The sequence below is a fragment of the Halotalea alkalilenta genome, from assembly GCF_001648175.1.
GTDB lineage: Bacteria > Pseudomonadota > Gammaproteobacteria > Pseudomonadales > Halomonadaceae > Halotalea > Halotalea alkalilenta_A.
Window position 1 is genome coordinate 1,774,307 of sequence record NZ_CP015243.1, and the last position, 12,352, is coordinate 1,786,658.

General features: G+C 60.9%; 14 protein-coding genes. 8 read left to right on the forward strand and 6 right to left on the reverse strand.

Going from position 1 to position 12,352, the window contains the following annotated elements:
• Window positions 1–70: 70 nt before the first annotated feature.
• From A5892_RS07780 to rsgA, 3 genes are all read right to left on the reverse strand, one after another.
• Complete coding sequence (locus A5892_RS07780) at window positions 71–1,414, reverse strand: MFS transporter (protein ID WP_064122325.1); 1,344 nt, start codon at window positions 1,412–1,414, stop codon at window positions 71–73.
• 294 nt (window positions 1,415–1,708) lie between these two features.
• Complete coding sequence (locus A5892_RS07785) at window positions 1,709–2,440, reverse strand: ABC transporter substrate-binding protein (protein WP_064122326.1); 732 nt, start codon at window positions 2,438–2,440, stop codon at window positions 1,709–1,711.
• 130 nt (window positions 2,441–2,570) lie between these two features.
• Window positions 2,571–3,578 carry a small ribosomal subunit biogenesis GTPase RsgA gene (rsgA, locus tag A5892_RS07790; RefSeq protein ID WP_064122327.1) on the reverse strand — a complete coding sequence of 336 codons (1,008 nt, stop codon included), beginning with the start codon at window positions 3,576–3,578 and terminating at the stop codon, window positions 2,571–2,573.
• A 141-nt stretch (window positions 3,579–3,719) separates the two neighbouring features.
• Between rsgA and orn the strand changes: the two genes are divergently transcribed.
• Window positions 3,720–4,286, forward strand: coding sequence for an oligoribonuclease (orn, locus tag A5892_RS07795; RefSeq protein WP_064122328.1), 567 nt, complete (start codon window positions 3,720–3,722; stop codon window positions 4,284–4,286).
• 9 nt (window positions 4,287–4,295) lie between these two features.
• On the opposite strand, the gene A5892_RS07800 is transcribed toward orn, so the two are convergent.
• Both A5892_RS07800 and A5892_RS07805 read right to left on the reverse strand, forming a co-directional pair.
• Window positions 4,296–4,703 carry a hypothetical protein gene (locus tag A5892_RS07800; RefSeq protein WP_064122329.1) on the reverse strand — a complete coding sequence of 136 codons (408 nt, stop codon included), beginning with the start codon at window positions 4,701–4,703 and terminating at the stop codon, window positions 4,296–4,298.
• Complete coding sequence (locus A5892_RS07805) at window positions 4,700–5,527, reverse strand: inositol monophosphatase family protein (protein ID WP_064124370.1); 828 nt, start codon at window positions 5,525–5,527, stop codon at window positions 4,700–4,702. Before A5892_RS07805 ends, A5892_RS07800 begins: the two co-directional genes overlap by 4 nt.
• 288 nt (window positions 5,528–5,815) lie before the next feature.
• Between A5892_RS07805 and A5892_RS07810 the strand changes: the two genes are divergently transcribed.
• The 7 genes from A5892_RS07810 (at window position 5,816) to A5892_RS07840 (ending at window position 11,786) form a co-directional block, all read left to right on the forward strand.
• The gene (locus tag A5892_RS07810; protein ID WP_064122330.1) at window positions 5,816–6,499 is read left to right on the forward strand and encodes an RraA family protein; all 684 of its coding nucleotides are present in this window, start codon (window positions 5,816–5,818) and stop codon (window positions 6,497–6,499) included.
• On the forward strand, window positions 6,499–7,704 hold the full coding sequence (locus A5892_RS07815) for an aminotransferase class I/II-fold pyridoxal phosphate-dependent enzyme (protein ID WP_064122331.1): 1,206 nt from the start codon (window positions 6,499–6,501) through the stop codon (window positions 7,702–7,704). Before A5892_RS07810 ends, A5892_RS07815 begins: the two co-directional genes overlap by 1 nt.
• A 28-nt stretch (window positions 7,705–7,732) precedes the next feature.
• Complete coding sequence (locus tag A5892_RS07820; protein WP_064122332.1) at window positions 7,733–8,557, forward strand: ABC transporter substrate-binding protein; 825 nt, start codon at window positions 7,733–7,735, stop codon at window positions 8,555–8,557.
• Window positions 8,558–8,654: 97 nt separating this feature from the next.
• Complete coding sequence (locus tag A5892_RS07825; protein ID WP_064122333.1) at window positions 8,655–9,341, forward strand: amino acid ABC transporter permease; 687 nt, start codon at window positions 8,655–8,657, stop codon at window positions 9,339–9,341.
• Window positions 9,334–10,023 (forward strand): amino acid ABC transporter permease, encoded by a 690-nt coding sequence (locus A5892_RS07830; RefSeq protein WP_064122334.1) that lies wholly within the window; start codon window positions 9,334–9,336, stop codon window positions 10,021–10,023. Before A5892_RS07825 ends, A5892_RS07830 begins: the two co-directional genes overlap by 8 nt.
• A 19-nt stretch (window positions 10,024–10,042) precedes the next feature.
• Window positions 10,043–10,771, forward strand: a complete 729-nt coding sequence (locus A5892_RS07835) for an amino acid ABC transporter ATP-binding protein (protein WP_064122335.1) — start codon at window positions 10,043–10,045, stop codon at window positions 10,769–10,771.
• A gap of 91 nt (window positions 10,772–10,862) precedes the next feature.
• On the forward strand, window positions 10,863–11,786 hold the full coding sequence (locus tag A5892_RS07840) for a LysR family transcriptional regulator (RefSeq protein ID WP_223302824.1): 924 nt from the start codon (window positions 10,863–10,865) through the stop codon (window positions 11,784–11,786).
• A gap of 100 nt (window positions 11,787–11,886) precedes the next feature.
• On the opposite strand, the gene A5892_RS07845 is transcribed toward A5892_RS07840, so the two are convergent.
• Window positions 11,887–12,231, reverse strand: a complete 345-nt coding sequence (locus A5892_RS07845) for a RidA family protein (RefSeq protein ID WP_064122337.1) — start codon at window positions 12,229–12,231, stop codon at window positions 11,887–11,889.
• Window positions 12,232–12,352: the final 121 nt, after the last annotated feature.

Below are 12,352 nucleotides of genomic sequence, written 5' to 3' on the forward strand. Positions count from 1 at the left end.
GATCGTTCCGAGTGGATCGAGTGACGTCGAAGGATCGAGCAGTGGAGGCGGTGATCGACGTTCCCCGTGGTCAGGATTTCGATGAGGCGTAGGCCGGTGTCCGGCTGGGCTTGCGCTCACGCAGGCCTTCGCGCTCCGCTGCCAGCGCCGCCCTGGAGCTGCGCTTGAGTTCGCCCTCGTCGAGCTCGATGTAGCAGGTCAGCACCGCGGCGATCAGATAGAGCACGGTATAGGTCCAGATCACCCCGGCTGGGCCGCCGTACGGCAGGACCATTAGTGCGATCGCCGGGCCGAAGAAGTTGGAAAGCCCGGCGGCGAGGTTGTGCGCCGAGATCGCCGCGCCCTTGTGCTCGGGCGCAAGCGACGGGAACAGCGCCGACATCGGCACGAAGGCGGCGATCGAGGTGCCGAGCATGATCGCGGCGACCAGCGCGATGCCGAAGTTGTGGCCGAAGTAGAGCGGCAGGTAGTAGAACGCCAGGCACGAGATCGCGCAGCCGACCGCGCCGAACCAGCGTACCAGCCGCAGCCAGCCGATCTTGTCACCGACCACGCCCCAGAGCACGTTGGTGAAGATGGTGGTGATGAACACCGCGCCCCATATCCGCAGCCATTCGGACATCGAGAAGCCCAGCTGATGGGTGAAGAATACGGGCATGAAGACGACGAAGCCGAACAGCGCCAGTTGGTTGATCGAGCGCACCACGCAGGCGATGGCGACATTGCGGTTCTCGGCGAGGATCGTCACCCCACGGGCGAGCTCGCGAATCTTCTCCTGGCGCGAGCTGACGGCGCGCTTGGTCGAGCTCGCCTTGTCCTTGATCAGGAACAGGCCCATGAAGCCCGCCACCGCGACCCAGGCGGTCGCCATCCACAGCGTACCGGCGAAGCCGAGCACCGGGATGGTGAAGCTCGGCAGGTAGGTGCCGATGAAGCCGACGCCGACCGAGTACATCGCCCAGAACCAGCCCATCGCCGAGGCCAGACGGTGGGAGGGCGCGACCTGGGCGATCCAGACGATGAACGAGTAGATGAACAGCGGATAGCCGATGCCCCTGATCCCGTAGAGCAGGGTGATCATCGCCAGGTTCTCCTGTTCGATGCCGAAAATCATGAACAGTACGTGGAAGGCGAGCCAGATCACCGCGCCCCATTTCATCGCGTTGCGGGGGCCGATCATCTCGGCGAAGACCCCTGAGAACCACGAGGCGATGGCGACGATCAGCCCGTAGACGGTAAAGACCATCGCTGCGTCGCCCTGGCTGAAACCGATTTCAATCAGATACGAAGAAAGAAACGCCTGCTCGATACCGTCGCCGGTCATGAAGATGGCGATGGCGAGGTAGCCCCACATCAGGATGATCGGCAGGCCGAGAAACTGCTTTCCTGACGAAGATGACTGCTTGGTCGTCATGAAACGGATCCTTTTCTTAGGCGCGATTCACAGGCGCGAGAGCGTACGCGAGCGAGAGGGGGCGTCTCGCCCCGGATCTCCCTCGTCGGTGGTTCGCCCCTGGCAGGGCGCGCGCTGGTGAATCGAGAATCAATGGTTATCGTTTTTGTCTTAAATCAGAACTAAAAATTATGGCATAGCGAAATTGAAGACACAAACTCGAACAATCCGCAATCAGGCCAAAGCGCGGGTGTCGATCGCGGGCACCGCGGGGGAGTCATGTTTCCCATCTCACCTTGGGTAGCGAGAATCCGGCTAGGGCGCCACGGTGACTTCGCTTCTGCCGCTGTCGATCAGCGCCTGGCGGACGAAGCCGGTGCGCTTCATCTCCTCGACGAAGGCGTGCACGTACTCGGCGGCCTCGGTGTTCGCCTTGGGGACGCCGACGGCCTGGCGGATCGCGGTGAAGCGGCCGTCGAGCACGCGTAGCCCAGGATGCTTCGAGGCGGCTTTTTCGAGCGGCTGGCGCACGCCCGCGGCTGCATCGCCAAGGCCTTTGACGAAGGCGTCGACCGCGGCCTGGGAGCTGGCCTCGCGCAGCAGTTCGGCATGCTCGAGGGTGCGGGAAAGGTAGAGGTCATAGGCGGCGCCTCGACCGACCACGATGCGGTTGCCGGGGCGATCGAGCTGCTCGACCGCGGTGAAGGGGCCATCGTCGCGGACGAGATAGGTCCCCTCGATCAGCGCGTAGGGTTCGCTGAAGGCGATCTTCTCCGCGCGCACCGGTTCGATGGCGAGGAAGGCGAGGGTCCACTGCTGCTGATCGGTCGCGCCGAATACCTGTCCGGCGGTATCGAACACCCGCGTCACCAGGGCGACGCCCAAGCGCTCGGCGAGCGCGCGGGCGAGGGCGACCGACACGCCCTGGGGAGTACCGTCGTCGGCATGGGGGAAGGCGAGTACCGGGTTGCCGAAGTTGATCGCGGCGACCAGCCTGCCCTCGGGCGCGAGCTGGTCGAGTACGGCGGTCGGGGCGGATGAGGTCATGTCGAACTCCGGCTCGGGGATGAACCCCGATCCTAGGTCGCCGCGGGCATCGCCGACATCATCCGAAAGGCGAAAGAGGCACTTTGGTTGGCAAGTCTGGGTTGGCAGGTCGGGTTTGGCGGGCCCGCGCTCAGGTTTCAAGCTCGGCGACGATACGCCGGAAGCTGTCGAAGCGGCTGGCCTGGATCTCGTCGCGTTCGACCGCTTCGAGCAGCGCGCAGCCGGGTTCGGACAGATGGCGGCAGTTGCGGAAGCGGCAGCGGCCGAGAAAGGGGTGGAACTCGATGAAGCCTTCGGCGATCGCCTGTTCGTCGAGATGGCCGAGGCCGAACTCGCGGATGCCGGGGGAGTCGATCAGTTCGCCACCGGCGGGAAAGTGATAGAGCCGCGCGGTGGTGGTGGTGTGGGTACCCTTGCGCGACTCCTCGGAGAGCGCTCCGACCTTGAGCGCTTCATTGGGCAACAGGGTCTGGATCAGCGACGACTTGCCGACCCCGGACTGGCCGACGAACACCGAGGTGTGGTCGGTCAGCGCCGTGCGCAGCGCCTCGAGGCCGTGGTGATCATTCACCGAGGCTTCGACCACTTCGTAGCCGAGACGCTGGTAGCGGGTGAGCAACTCGCGCAGCGGCCCGCCCTCGCTGGGCAGCAGGTCGACCTTGTTGAGTACCAGCGCAGGGGTGATCCCGGTGGTCTCGGCGGCGACCAGGTAACGGTCGATCAGGTTGGGGTGCGGCTCGGGCTCGGCGGCGAACACGATCATGATCCGGTCGAGGTTGGCCGCCACCGGCTTGAGCTGCCCCTGGGCGTTGGGTCGCTCGAGGGTCGAGTCGCGCGGCAGCCGCGCGACCACCACACCGCTTGCATCGCTCGCCTCGCGCCAGCTGACCCGATCGCCGGTGACCAGGCTCTCGAGGTTGGCGCGCAGATGACAGCGATGGGAGACGCCGTCCTCGCCTTCGACCTCGAGGGTGCGCCCGAAGTGGGCGATCACCCGGCCCGGCTGCTCGGGGCCGTACTCGCCGGCCTCGAGCAGCTTGGCGTCGTGCACGTCGCGGGCACTGGCGCGCTGGTTGCGCTCCGCCTGGATCTTGTCGATGCGCCAGCGCTGCTGTCGTGAGAGTTTGCGTCCGCTCATCGTTCCTCGAGGGCTTGATCAGTGCACCGGGAAAGCCGGCTTGACGTGCCATTCTACAGGTTTAGTCTTGATCGGTTGCCGCCCAGTCGGGCCTTTTACAATTCTTTTTCCAGTTCATCATTTCAGTGGAGCAAACCGCTCATGACCCAAACAGTGGGCAGTATCGACCCGGCCAGCGACCGGCTCGTATGGATCGATCTCGAGATGACCGGGCTCGATCCGAGCTACGAGCGCATCATCGAGGTGGCGACCATCGTCACCGATGGCAACCTCAATGTGATCGAGGAGGGGCCGGTGATCGCGGTCCACCAGGATGATGCGGTGCTCGACGCTATGGACGAGTGGAACACCCGCACCCACGGCAAGTCCGGGCTGATCGCTCGGGTGCGCGAGAGCCGTATCGATACCTTGGAAGCCGAGCGGCTGACGCTCGAGTTTCTCTCCCGCCACGTCGCGCCGGGCGTTTCGCCGATGTGTGGCAACAGCGTCCACCAGGACCGCCGCTTCCTGGTCAGCGAGATGCCGGGCCTCGCCGGGTTCTTCCACTATCGCAACCTCGATGTCTCGACCCTCAAGGAACTCGCACGGCGCTGGAAGCCGTCGATCCTCGCCGGACTGACCAAGCGCGGCAGCCACCAGGCGCTCGACGATATCCGTGAGTCGATCGAGGAAATGGCCTATTACCGCGAGCACCTGCTCGCGCTGTGAAGCGATCGCTCAGCGTCGGTAGTCGTCCAGCAGCGCGGGTTGATCGGGCGGGTAGGGGTAAGGCGGTGGGCGATAGGGCGAGATCACGGCGGGGCCGTCGCCGCGATAGCTGCCGACCCCGAGCGACAGCCTGCTGCTGCCGCGATCGACGTCCACTCGTGTGCTTCCGAACTGCCCGCTGCCGCCGCGCGATCCCGAACTGACACCGGCGGCCACGCTGCCGTGCACCCGCACACTCGAGCGTGGCGCGGAGCTTACCATCGGTGCATCGTCCGTCACCGCTGGCGAGGCGCCGGCGGAGCGCGCCTCGTCGGCGAAGTTCGGTCCGGGCACGCTGAGGTCGAGCGGGGCGGCGAGCACGCCGAGCGGCGTCAGCGAGAGCCAGGCCACCAGCGCGGCGCGAAGGGCCGGATTCATGGCTCGAGCAGCGCTTCTCGCAGCGCGTTCCAGCTTGCCTCGTCCGGGGCGCAGATCAGCCCGCCGCCGGTCGCGCTGGGCAGGTAGGGCGTGCCATCGAACTGGGCGGAGTAGCCACCGGCCTCGCGGTGCAAGAGCCAGCCCGCCGCATGGTCCCAAGGCATCAGCTTGTTGTAGAACAGCGCGTGGCTATGGCCTTCGGCGACCAGCCGGTAGTCGTGGGCCGCACAGCGCAGCATGCTGACCGCGCCGAGGCGCGAAAGGCGGGAATTGACCCGGCTGCGCAGCGGCTCCTCCAGGTACCCGCTGGAGACGTGCGCCTCCATCTCGCTGAGCCCTACCGGCGCCGCCACCCGCAGCGGATGGCGCTGGCCGTCGCCTCCCTCCCGCCAGGCGCCGCCGTCGCGCAGCGCGCAGTAGCGTTGCTCGGTGATCGGATCGAGGATCACCCCAGCGACCACCTCACCGCGCGCGATCACCGCCGCCATCACCCCGAAAAGCGGTGTGCCAGAGGCATAGTTGCGGGTGCCGTCGATCGGGTCGAGAACGATGGCAAGCTCGGCGCTCCCGAGCGCCTCCAGCCCGGTATGGCCTTGCGCCACCGCCTCCTCGCCGATCACCTTCGCACTGGGGAAGGCCTGCGCCAGCGCGCTGGTGATCCAGCGCTCGGCGGCCTCGTCCGCCTCGGTGACCAGGTCGAAAGGCCCGCTCTTTTGCTGGACCTGCGCCGCCGACAGGCGGCCGAAGCGAGGCAAGATCTCCAAACGCGCGGCCTGGAGGAGAATTTCGCCCAGGTGTCCAAGCTTTTGATCGTCGAACGACATGACGGCCTCCATCGAGAGTGTCAGCGCCAGCATAGCACTCTCGCTGACATGCTCTTGAGCGATGGACCGGGCCGATTCGTTTTCGCTCGCCTTACCACATTGAGATGAGCCGGCTAATGCACAAAGTTGATGCATGAAGCGGAAAAAAAAGCCCGTTTCGGGCTTTCCGTGCGCTGACTTGGTGCTAGGAATTTTTTTCCTGGTAATCGTCGAATTTATATCGTTTTGAGCGAATCGGAGCTGCATCTCTAATAGCGATTATTCCACTTCAACAAAAGACCGCCTCCTATGGGAAAAATCGGTTTCCGCATTCAACAGCATCCTGGCCGATCCATCGATGCCGAGACGCTGGTGCAGTACAGCACTGTGGGCAGTGCGCAGATCAGTGACTGCATGGGGCGCCTCTATGGTGCGGTCGGTCTCAAGCCGTTCCACCGCCCCGGCAGTGCGCGTCTGGTGGGAACAGCCGTCACCGTCAAAGTGCGTCCTGGAGACAACTTGATGATTCACAAAGCGATCGCTCTGGCAGGGGCGGGCGACGTCATCGTGGTGGACGGTGGGGGGGAGCAGACCAACGCATTGGTCGGGGAGCTGATGTACATGCAGGCGCTCGGTCGCGGCATTGCCGGTTTCGTGATCGATGGCGCCATCCGCGACGCCGACACCTTCTTCCAGAACGACTTTCCTTGCTTTGGCCGCGGTATCTCGCATCGTGGGCCCTACAAGGAGGGGCCTGGAGAAATAAATGTGCCCGTGTGCATAGGCGGTCAGGTCGTCAACGCTGGCGATGTCGTCGTGGGCGATGCCGATGGCGTCGTGTTCATCGCTGCCGCCGATGCGCAGCATGTGCTAGCGCAGGCTCTGAAGAAAGAGTCCGTCGAAGTCGAGACCAAGAAGAAGATCCTCAGCGGTGGCAGCAACGACAAACCCTGGATCGACGCGGTCATCGCGCAAAAAGGGGAAGCGCTCTAATGGATGTCATCGCTGACCGGATCAAACGCATCAAACCCTCGCCCAGCGGCGCTGCTCGCACGATCATTGCGAAATTGCGCGAGGAGGGGCGCGTCGTCATCGACCTGACCGTGGGTGAGCCCGATTTCCCTACGCCATCCCACATTCTCCAGGCGGCAGCGGCCGCTGCGAATCGCGGCGAGACTCGTTATACCCACGTGCAGGGTATGCCCACCTTGCGGGAGGCCATCCGCGAGCAGTTCCTCAACGACTTCGGCCTGGACTATCCGGTGGCCGATATCATCGTTTCCACCGGTGCCAAGCAGGTGATCTTCAATGGCTTGGCCGCCACTGTGAACGATGGCGATGAGGTCATCATCCCAGCCCCCTATTGGGTGTCGTATCCGGACATGGTGTTGCTCAACGGAGGCAAACCGGTACCCGTGTCAGCCTATCCGGAAACGCACTACAAGTTGACGCCTGGAGCGCTCGAACGGGCCATTACATCGCGCACGAAATGGCTCTTGCTCAATTCGCCGTGCAACCCGACCGGTGCCTTGTATAGCCGGGCCGAACTGGCTGCATTGATGAATGTGCTCAGACGCCATCCCCATGTATGGCTGATGACAGATGATATCTATGCCCATCTGAATTTCACCGCTGAGCGCACCGTTCATCCATTGGAAGTTGCGCCGGATTTGAAAACGCGCACGTTGATCGTCAATGGCGTATCCAAGGCGTATGCCATGACCGGCTGGCGTATTGGCTATGGGGCGGGGCCTGTTGCGCTCATCAAGGCGATGGCGACACTTCAGTCCCAATCCACCTCGGGCACCTCCTCGGTCAGCCAGGCTGCTGCGCTCGAAGCCTTGTCTGGCCCGCAGGAATGCGTGGCGGCGTTTCGCGATATTTTCAAAGCGCGACGCGATGCCGCGGTAGCAGGCTTGTCGAGGGTGCCAGGGCTGGAAGTCGTCCAGCCCGAAGGGGCGTTCTACGTGTATCCCAGCTGTACGCAGTTGTTGGGCAGGAGAACACCGGAAGGAAAACTCATTGATACCGACGCTGATTTGGTCGCGTACTTCTTACGTCATGCCGGTGTGGCGTTGATCGATGGTACTGCCTATGGCGTACCCGGGACCTTTCGAGTGTCGTACGCAAATTCGTTGGACAATATCGAACGGGCTTGCGTCAACATGCAGCTGGCGGCAAAACGGCTGCTTGCTTAATCTTTCCTACTCAGAGGTGAAAATAATAATGTCATATACCTTCGTATGCCGCTTCTCGATGGCGCTGTTCCTGCTTGGATCGATTCCGGCCGTCCATGCCGACCAGCTCGATGATGTGAAGTCTTCTGGTATGCTGAACTGCGGCACGTTGGGTACGTCTCAGCCTTTCAGCTTCCAGGATAACGATACTCGTCAGCTCGTCGGCTTCGATGTCGATATATGCAAGCTGGTGGCCGATAAGCTGGGTGTCGACGTTCGATTCAAGATGATGTCGGTGGCGGCCCGCGTGCCTGAATTGAACGAAAAGCGAGTCGATATCATCGCCGCTAATTTGGGCTATACCCCGGCGCGGGCCGAGCAAATCGCGTTCAGTCACCAATACTTTGCCAGTCGGCAGATGCTGATGGTCCGCCAGGAATCGAACATCGAGTCGATCGAGCAGCTCGATGGGCGGCGCGTTGGCGCGGTGAAAGGCTCCAGTTCCGAGCGTGACATCAAAAATCGCCTGCCCAATTCCACCGTCACCGGCTATGCCGATGGTTCGGCCACTTATCTTGCTCTGCAGCAGAAGAAGATCGATGCCCAATATGGATCGGAAGCTGGTCTGATGCGGTTCGTTCAACAGGCGCCTGCCAATAGTCCGCTGATGCTGATCGAGACCGCGGTCTTCGTCGAACCTTGGGGCCTGGGCATTCGCAAGAATGAACCTGAATTTCTGGCGGCGGTGAATCAGATTCTGGTCGAGGCCGATGCGTCCGGAGAGATGACCGAGATTTTCAACAAGTGGTTTGGGGCAGACACTCCCTACGCTATGCAGCGTGCCTACGAGGTCGAACCGATTACCAGCCTGTAAGTGCCAGCGTTTCGTCTGCGAGAGCGAGCAAGTCAAGGCCTCGCAGACGCGCTGGAAGGTAGAGGGTATTTCAGTCGACCAAGGGAATCGAAGGCATATGTACTTACTGGAAGCGCAATACCTGTACCAGATGCTGGGCGGTATGGTGACTACCATCCAGCTTTTTATCGTGTCATGGGTGCTGGCCTTTTCGGTCGCATTGACATTGGTGGTTATCCGCGCAACCGAGTTATCGGTCGCGCGCTGGATAGTTGACGCCTATGTGGAATATCACCGTAACGTGCCTCTTTTGGTGCATGTCTTGTTCTGGTACTTCGGAATGCCAGAGCTGCTACCTGAAAGTGTTCGTAGTTGGCTCTATCAGCACAATGCGGAGATGTCTTTGGCGGCGATCGCGCTGGGTTTGGGGGCTGCTGCTTACATTGCCGAAGATATTCGCAGTGGGCTGCGTGCCATTCCTGAAACGCAGTTCGAAGCGGCCCGGGCGATGGGCGCGAACTACTTGCAGGGTATGCGCTATGTCATCATTCCACAGGCGCTACGCCATGCTGTGCCAGCGTTGATCGGTCGTGCGCTACTGTTGTTCAAGAACACCAGTGTGACGATGGCCATCGGCGTAGCCGAGCTCACTTACCAGGCGCGTGAAATCGAGAACGATACCTACCGTACCTTTGCCACTTATGGTGCTGCAACGGCGATGTATCTAGCCGGCGCCTTCCTGATCATGTTCATTGGTGCGCGCATCCACGCGTATTATGCGATAAGCGGAGGGCGCAATGCTTGAGATCGTCCGTGAGTACTGGCCAATGCTCTTGGTTGGGCAATACCCGAATGGCCCGCTGGGCGGGCTGGCGCTGACATTGATCGTCGCTGTCCTGGGGCTGGCATTTTCTCTTCCGCTTTCGCTTCTGATTGCACTGGCTCGAATCAGTCCGGTGAAATGGTTGTCGTTCGTGACCGCTCAGTTCGTGAGGGTCATACGCGGCATCCCGCTTCTGATGCTGATCTTCTGGGCGTATTTCGTGGTGCCCAAGTTGATTGGCAGCTCGGTCAGCGGGTTCACTACGTTGGTGTGCGCATTAGTGGTCTATCAGGCCGCCTATCTGGCTGAGGTCATCCGCGCTGGCATTGAGGCCATTCCATCCGGGCAGATCGAAGCATCACGCTCGATGGGGTCGAGCTATATATTGACGATGCGAAAGGTCATTCTTCCCCAGGCCTTGCTCAACGTGCTGCCGAGTATGACCAACCAGTTCGTTTCGACCATCAAGGAAACCTCGCTGGGGTATGTCATCAGTGTCAATGAGCTCACTTTTTCCGCCAATCAGGTGAATAATTTGGTGCTCACGCAACCTCTGCAGGTCTTCGGTGTGTTGGCGGTGGTGTATTTCATTGTGTGCTTTAGCCTCAGTCGTAGCTTGAGGTGGCTGGATATACGCATACGCCGCTCTCGTGCCATGGCCTGAATGGAAAAGGGAAACGATAATGATAAAGATGAAAAAAGTGAGTAAATGGTTCGGCCAACACCAGGTGCTGAATGATATCGACCTGTCCTTGAGCAAGGGAGAGGTGGTGGTGATATGTGGGCCATCAGGCTCGGGTAAATCGACGCTGATACGTACGATAAATCGTTTGGAAAGTATCCAGGGTGGAAGGATAGAAGTTGATGGAGACGATATCTATGCCAGCCATCTGAATGTGAATTCGTTACGCCAAAAGATAGGCTTCGTTTTTCAGCAGTTCAATTTGTTTCCACACATGACCGTGTTGGACAATGTAATGTTTGGGTTGGTAAACATACAAAAACGTTCGAAAAAAGAGTCTATGGAAAGAGCTAGGTCATTGTTGGATAGGGTGGGGTTGCTTGAAAAAATAAATGCATACCCTGGCGCACTTTCTGGTGGTCAACAACAGCGTGTGGCGATTGCGCGTGCACTGGCACAGCAGCCACCGGTCATGCTCTTCGATGAGCCCACCAGTGCGCTGGACCCTGAAATGGTGGGCGAAGTACTTCAAGTCATGAAAGGTTTGGCGAAGGAAGGGATGACGATGGTATGCGTGACCCACGAGATGGGATTTGCCCGTGAGGTGGCCGATCGGGTGGTGTTCATGGATGCCGGGCAGATTCAGGAAATCGCCGATCCTGAAACTTTCTTCACCTCGCCGCAGCACCCGCGCGCGCAGCGCTTCCTGAGCGACGTGCACATACGGTGACTCTACTGGGCCGGAGGCTGGCTCACTGGCGAGCCCGACAGTGGATGCGGTATCGTCATGCTTTGGGCGAAATCCCGCGCCGACCCGGAAGATGATGTATACGCTCAAGCAAATCGAGGCTTTCTACTGGAGCTGCCTGCTGGGCAGTTTCAGTGCATCTTCCAAGAAGTTGCATGCTACCCAATCCGCGGTCGCCAAGCGTGTGGCCGAGTTGGAGTCCTTTGTCGGCAGACCACTTCTTGAGCGCTCGACTCCCTTCACGTTGACGCCTGCTGGGCAGCAACTGTTTTCCTTCGCCCAGGAAATGCTGGAACTGAATAGTCGAATCATAGACCGCATGGCCGACCCGAGCGGTCTCGAGGGGATAGTGCAGCTTGGGGCGACCGAGTTGATTGGTCTGACCTGGTTGGCGACATTGATTCATGAGGTGCGCAGCCGCTATCCCAAGCTGCAACTGCTGCCTGAGTTGGATGGTGGCATTACGCTTTACGAGCGGCTGCGGCGCAATGAGATCGATGTTGCCATTCTTCCTGGCCCGTTCTGGAGCTATGAGTTCGACTCGATCTACCTCGGGGCGGTGCAGAAGGCCTGGATGGTAAGTCCTTCACTGGGGATCGATGCTGCCGCGACGTTGTCGCCGAGTGATCTCACCCACTATCCGATCATCTCTCAACCCGCCTCATCCGCTGCGGCACACATGTATGACGCCTGGTATGCCAAGGCTGGCTTGGCTTTCGAGCGGGTGATCACTTGCAATAATCTGGGCATGATCGCCAAGTTGACCATGATGGGGCTGGGTATCAGCCATCTTCAACAGACGTACTTCCAACCATTGGTGGAGGCCGGACTGCTGCAGCAGCTCGACGTGCGACCACCCCTGCCAGAAGTCTGCTATTACGCGGTGTTCCGAAAGCGTTCGATCAACCCGGTCACTACCAAGTTGATCGAACTGATGCAGGAGGTCTGCGACTTCGAGGTTGCCGGCTCATTTCTGCCGCAGGTAGTCACGCGCTAGCATTGAGCATCTTCAACGGCAATTCGTGCACTGCCCGCTGACGAGCTGACCGGGCCCTTCCGAGCGCCGGTGGAGGAAAGCCGCCTAGCCGTATGCTGGGCTAGGCCTCTGCCGTGGCTACCAGCTCGAGCAGCGTGCCTTCGCCGAGATCGCTCACGCCCAGGGTGGCGCGCGCCGGGAGGAACTCGGCGCCGAACCACTGGGTCCAGACTTCGTTCATCGCCTTCTTCTGGCCAAGATCAGTGACGTAGAGCGTGGCCGCTACCACCTTGCTCTTGTCGCTGCCGAGCTCGGCGAGGTAGCGCTCGAGCTTGGCGAGCACCTGCTGGGTTTGGCCGGCCATGTCGGCGCTCGAGTCGTCGGCGGTGATGCCGCCGAAGAAGATCAGCCCGTTGGCGCGTACCGCGCGATGCATGATGGGGGTGGGAATGTGACGTTCGATCATCGTACTTCCTTGGTTTGGTGGGTGGCGTGGTCAGGCGGCGGCCCGGACGTCGAGATCGGCGCCGGGTGCCGCGGTTGCTCGGTGACGCGGGTGATCGCGAGAGGTGCGATCGGCAGTCGTG

Bases quoted from the DNA above. Each gene is read 5' to 3' on its own strand.
- A5892_RS07780 (WP_064122325.1), bottom strand. From the start codon at position 1,414: ATGACGACCAAGCAGTCATCTTCGTCAGGAAAGCAGTTTCTCGGCCTG.
- A5892_RS07785 (WP_064122326.1), bottom strand. From the start codon at position 2,440: ATGACCTCATCCGCCCCGACCGCCGTACTCGACCAGCTCGCGCCCGAG.
- rsgA (WP_064122327.1), bottom strand. From the start codon at position 3,578: ATGAGCGGACGCAAACTCTCACGACAGCAGCGCTGGCGCATCGACAAG.
- orn (WP_064122328.1), top strand. From the start codon at position 3,720: ATGACCCAAACAGTGGGCAGTATCGACCCGGCCAGCGACCGGCTCGTA.
- A5892_RS07800 (WP_064122329.1), bottom strand. From the start codon at position 4,703: ATGAATCCGGCCCTTCGCGCCGCGCTGGTGGCCTGGCTCTCGCTGACG.
- A5892_RS07805 (WP_064124370.1), bottom strand. From the start codon at position 5,527: ATGTCGTTCGACGATCAAAAGCTTGGACACCTGGGCGAAATTCTCCTC.
- A5892_RS07810 (WP_064122330.1), top strand. From the start codon at position 5,816: ATGGGAAAAATCGGTTTCCGCATTCAACAGCATCCTGGCCGATCCATC.
- A5892_RS07815 (WP_064122331.1), top strand. From the start codon at position 6,499: ATGGATGTCATCGCTGACCGGATCAAACGCATCAAACCCTCGCCCAGC.
- A5892_RS07820 (WP_064122332.1), top strand. From the start codon at position 7,733: ATGTCATATACCTTCGTATGCCGCTTCTCGATGGCGCTGTTCCTGCTT.
- A5892_RS07825 (WP_064122333.1), top strand. From the start codon at position 8,655: ATGTACTTACTGGAAGCGCAATACCTGTACCAGATGCTGGGCGGTATG.
- A5892_RS07830 (WP_064122334.1), top strand. From the start codon at position 9,334: ATGCTTGAGATCGTCCGTGAGTACTGGCCAATGCTCTTGGTTGGGCAA.
- A5892_RS07835 (WP_064122335.1), top strand. From the start codon at position 10,043: ATGATAAAGATGAAAAAAGTGAGTAAATGGTTCGGCCAACACCAGGTG.
- A5892_RS07840 (WP_223302824.1), top strand. From the start codon at position 10,863: ATGATGTATACGCTCAAGCAAATCGAGGCTTTCTACTGGAGCTGCCTG.
- A5892_RS07845 (WP_064122337.1), bottom strand. From the start codon at position 12,231: ATGATCGAACGTCACATTCCCACCCCCATCATGCATCGCGCGGTACGC.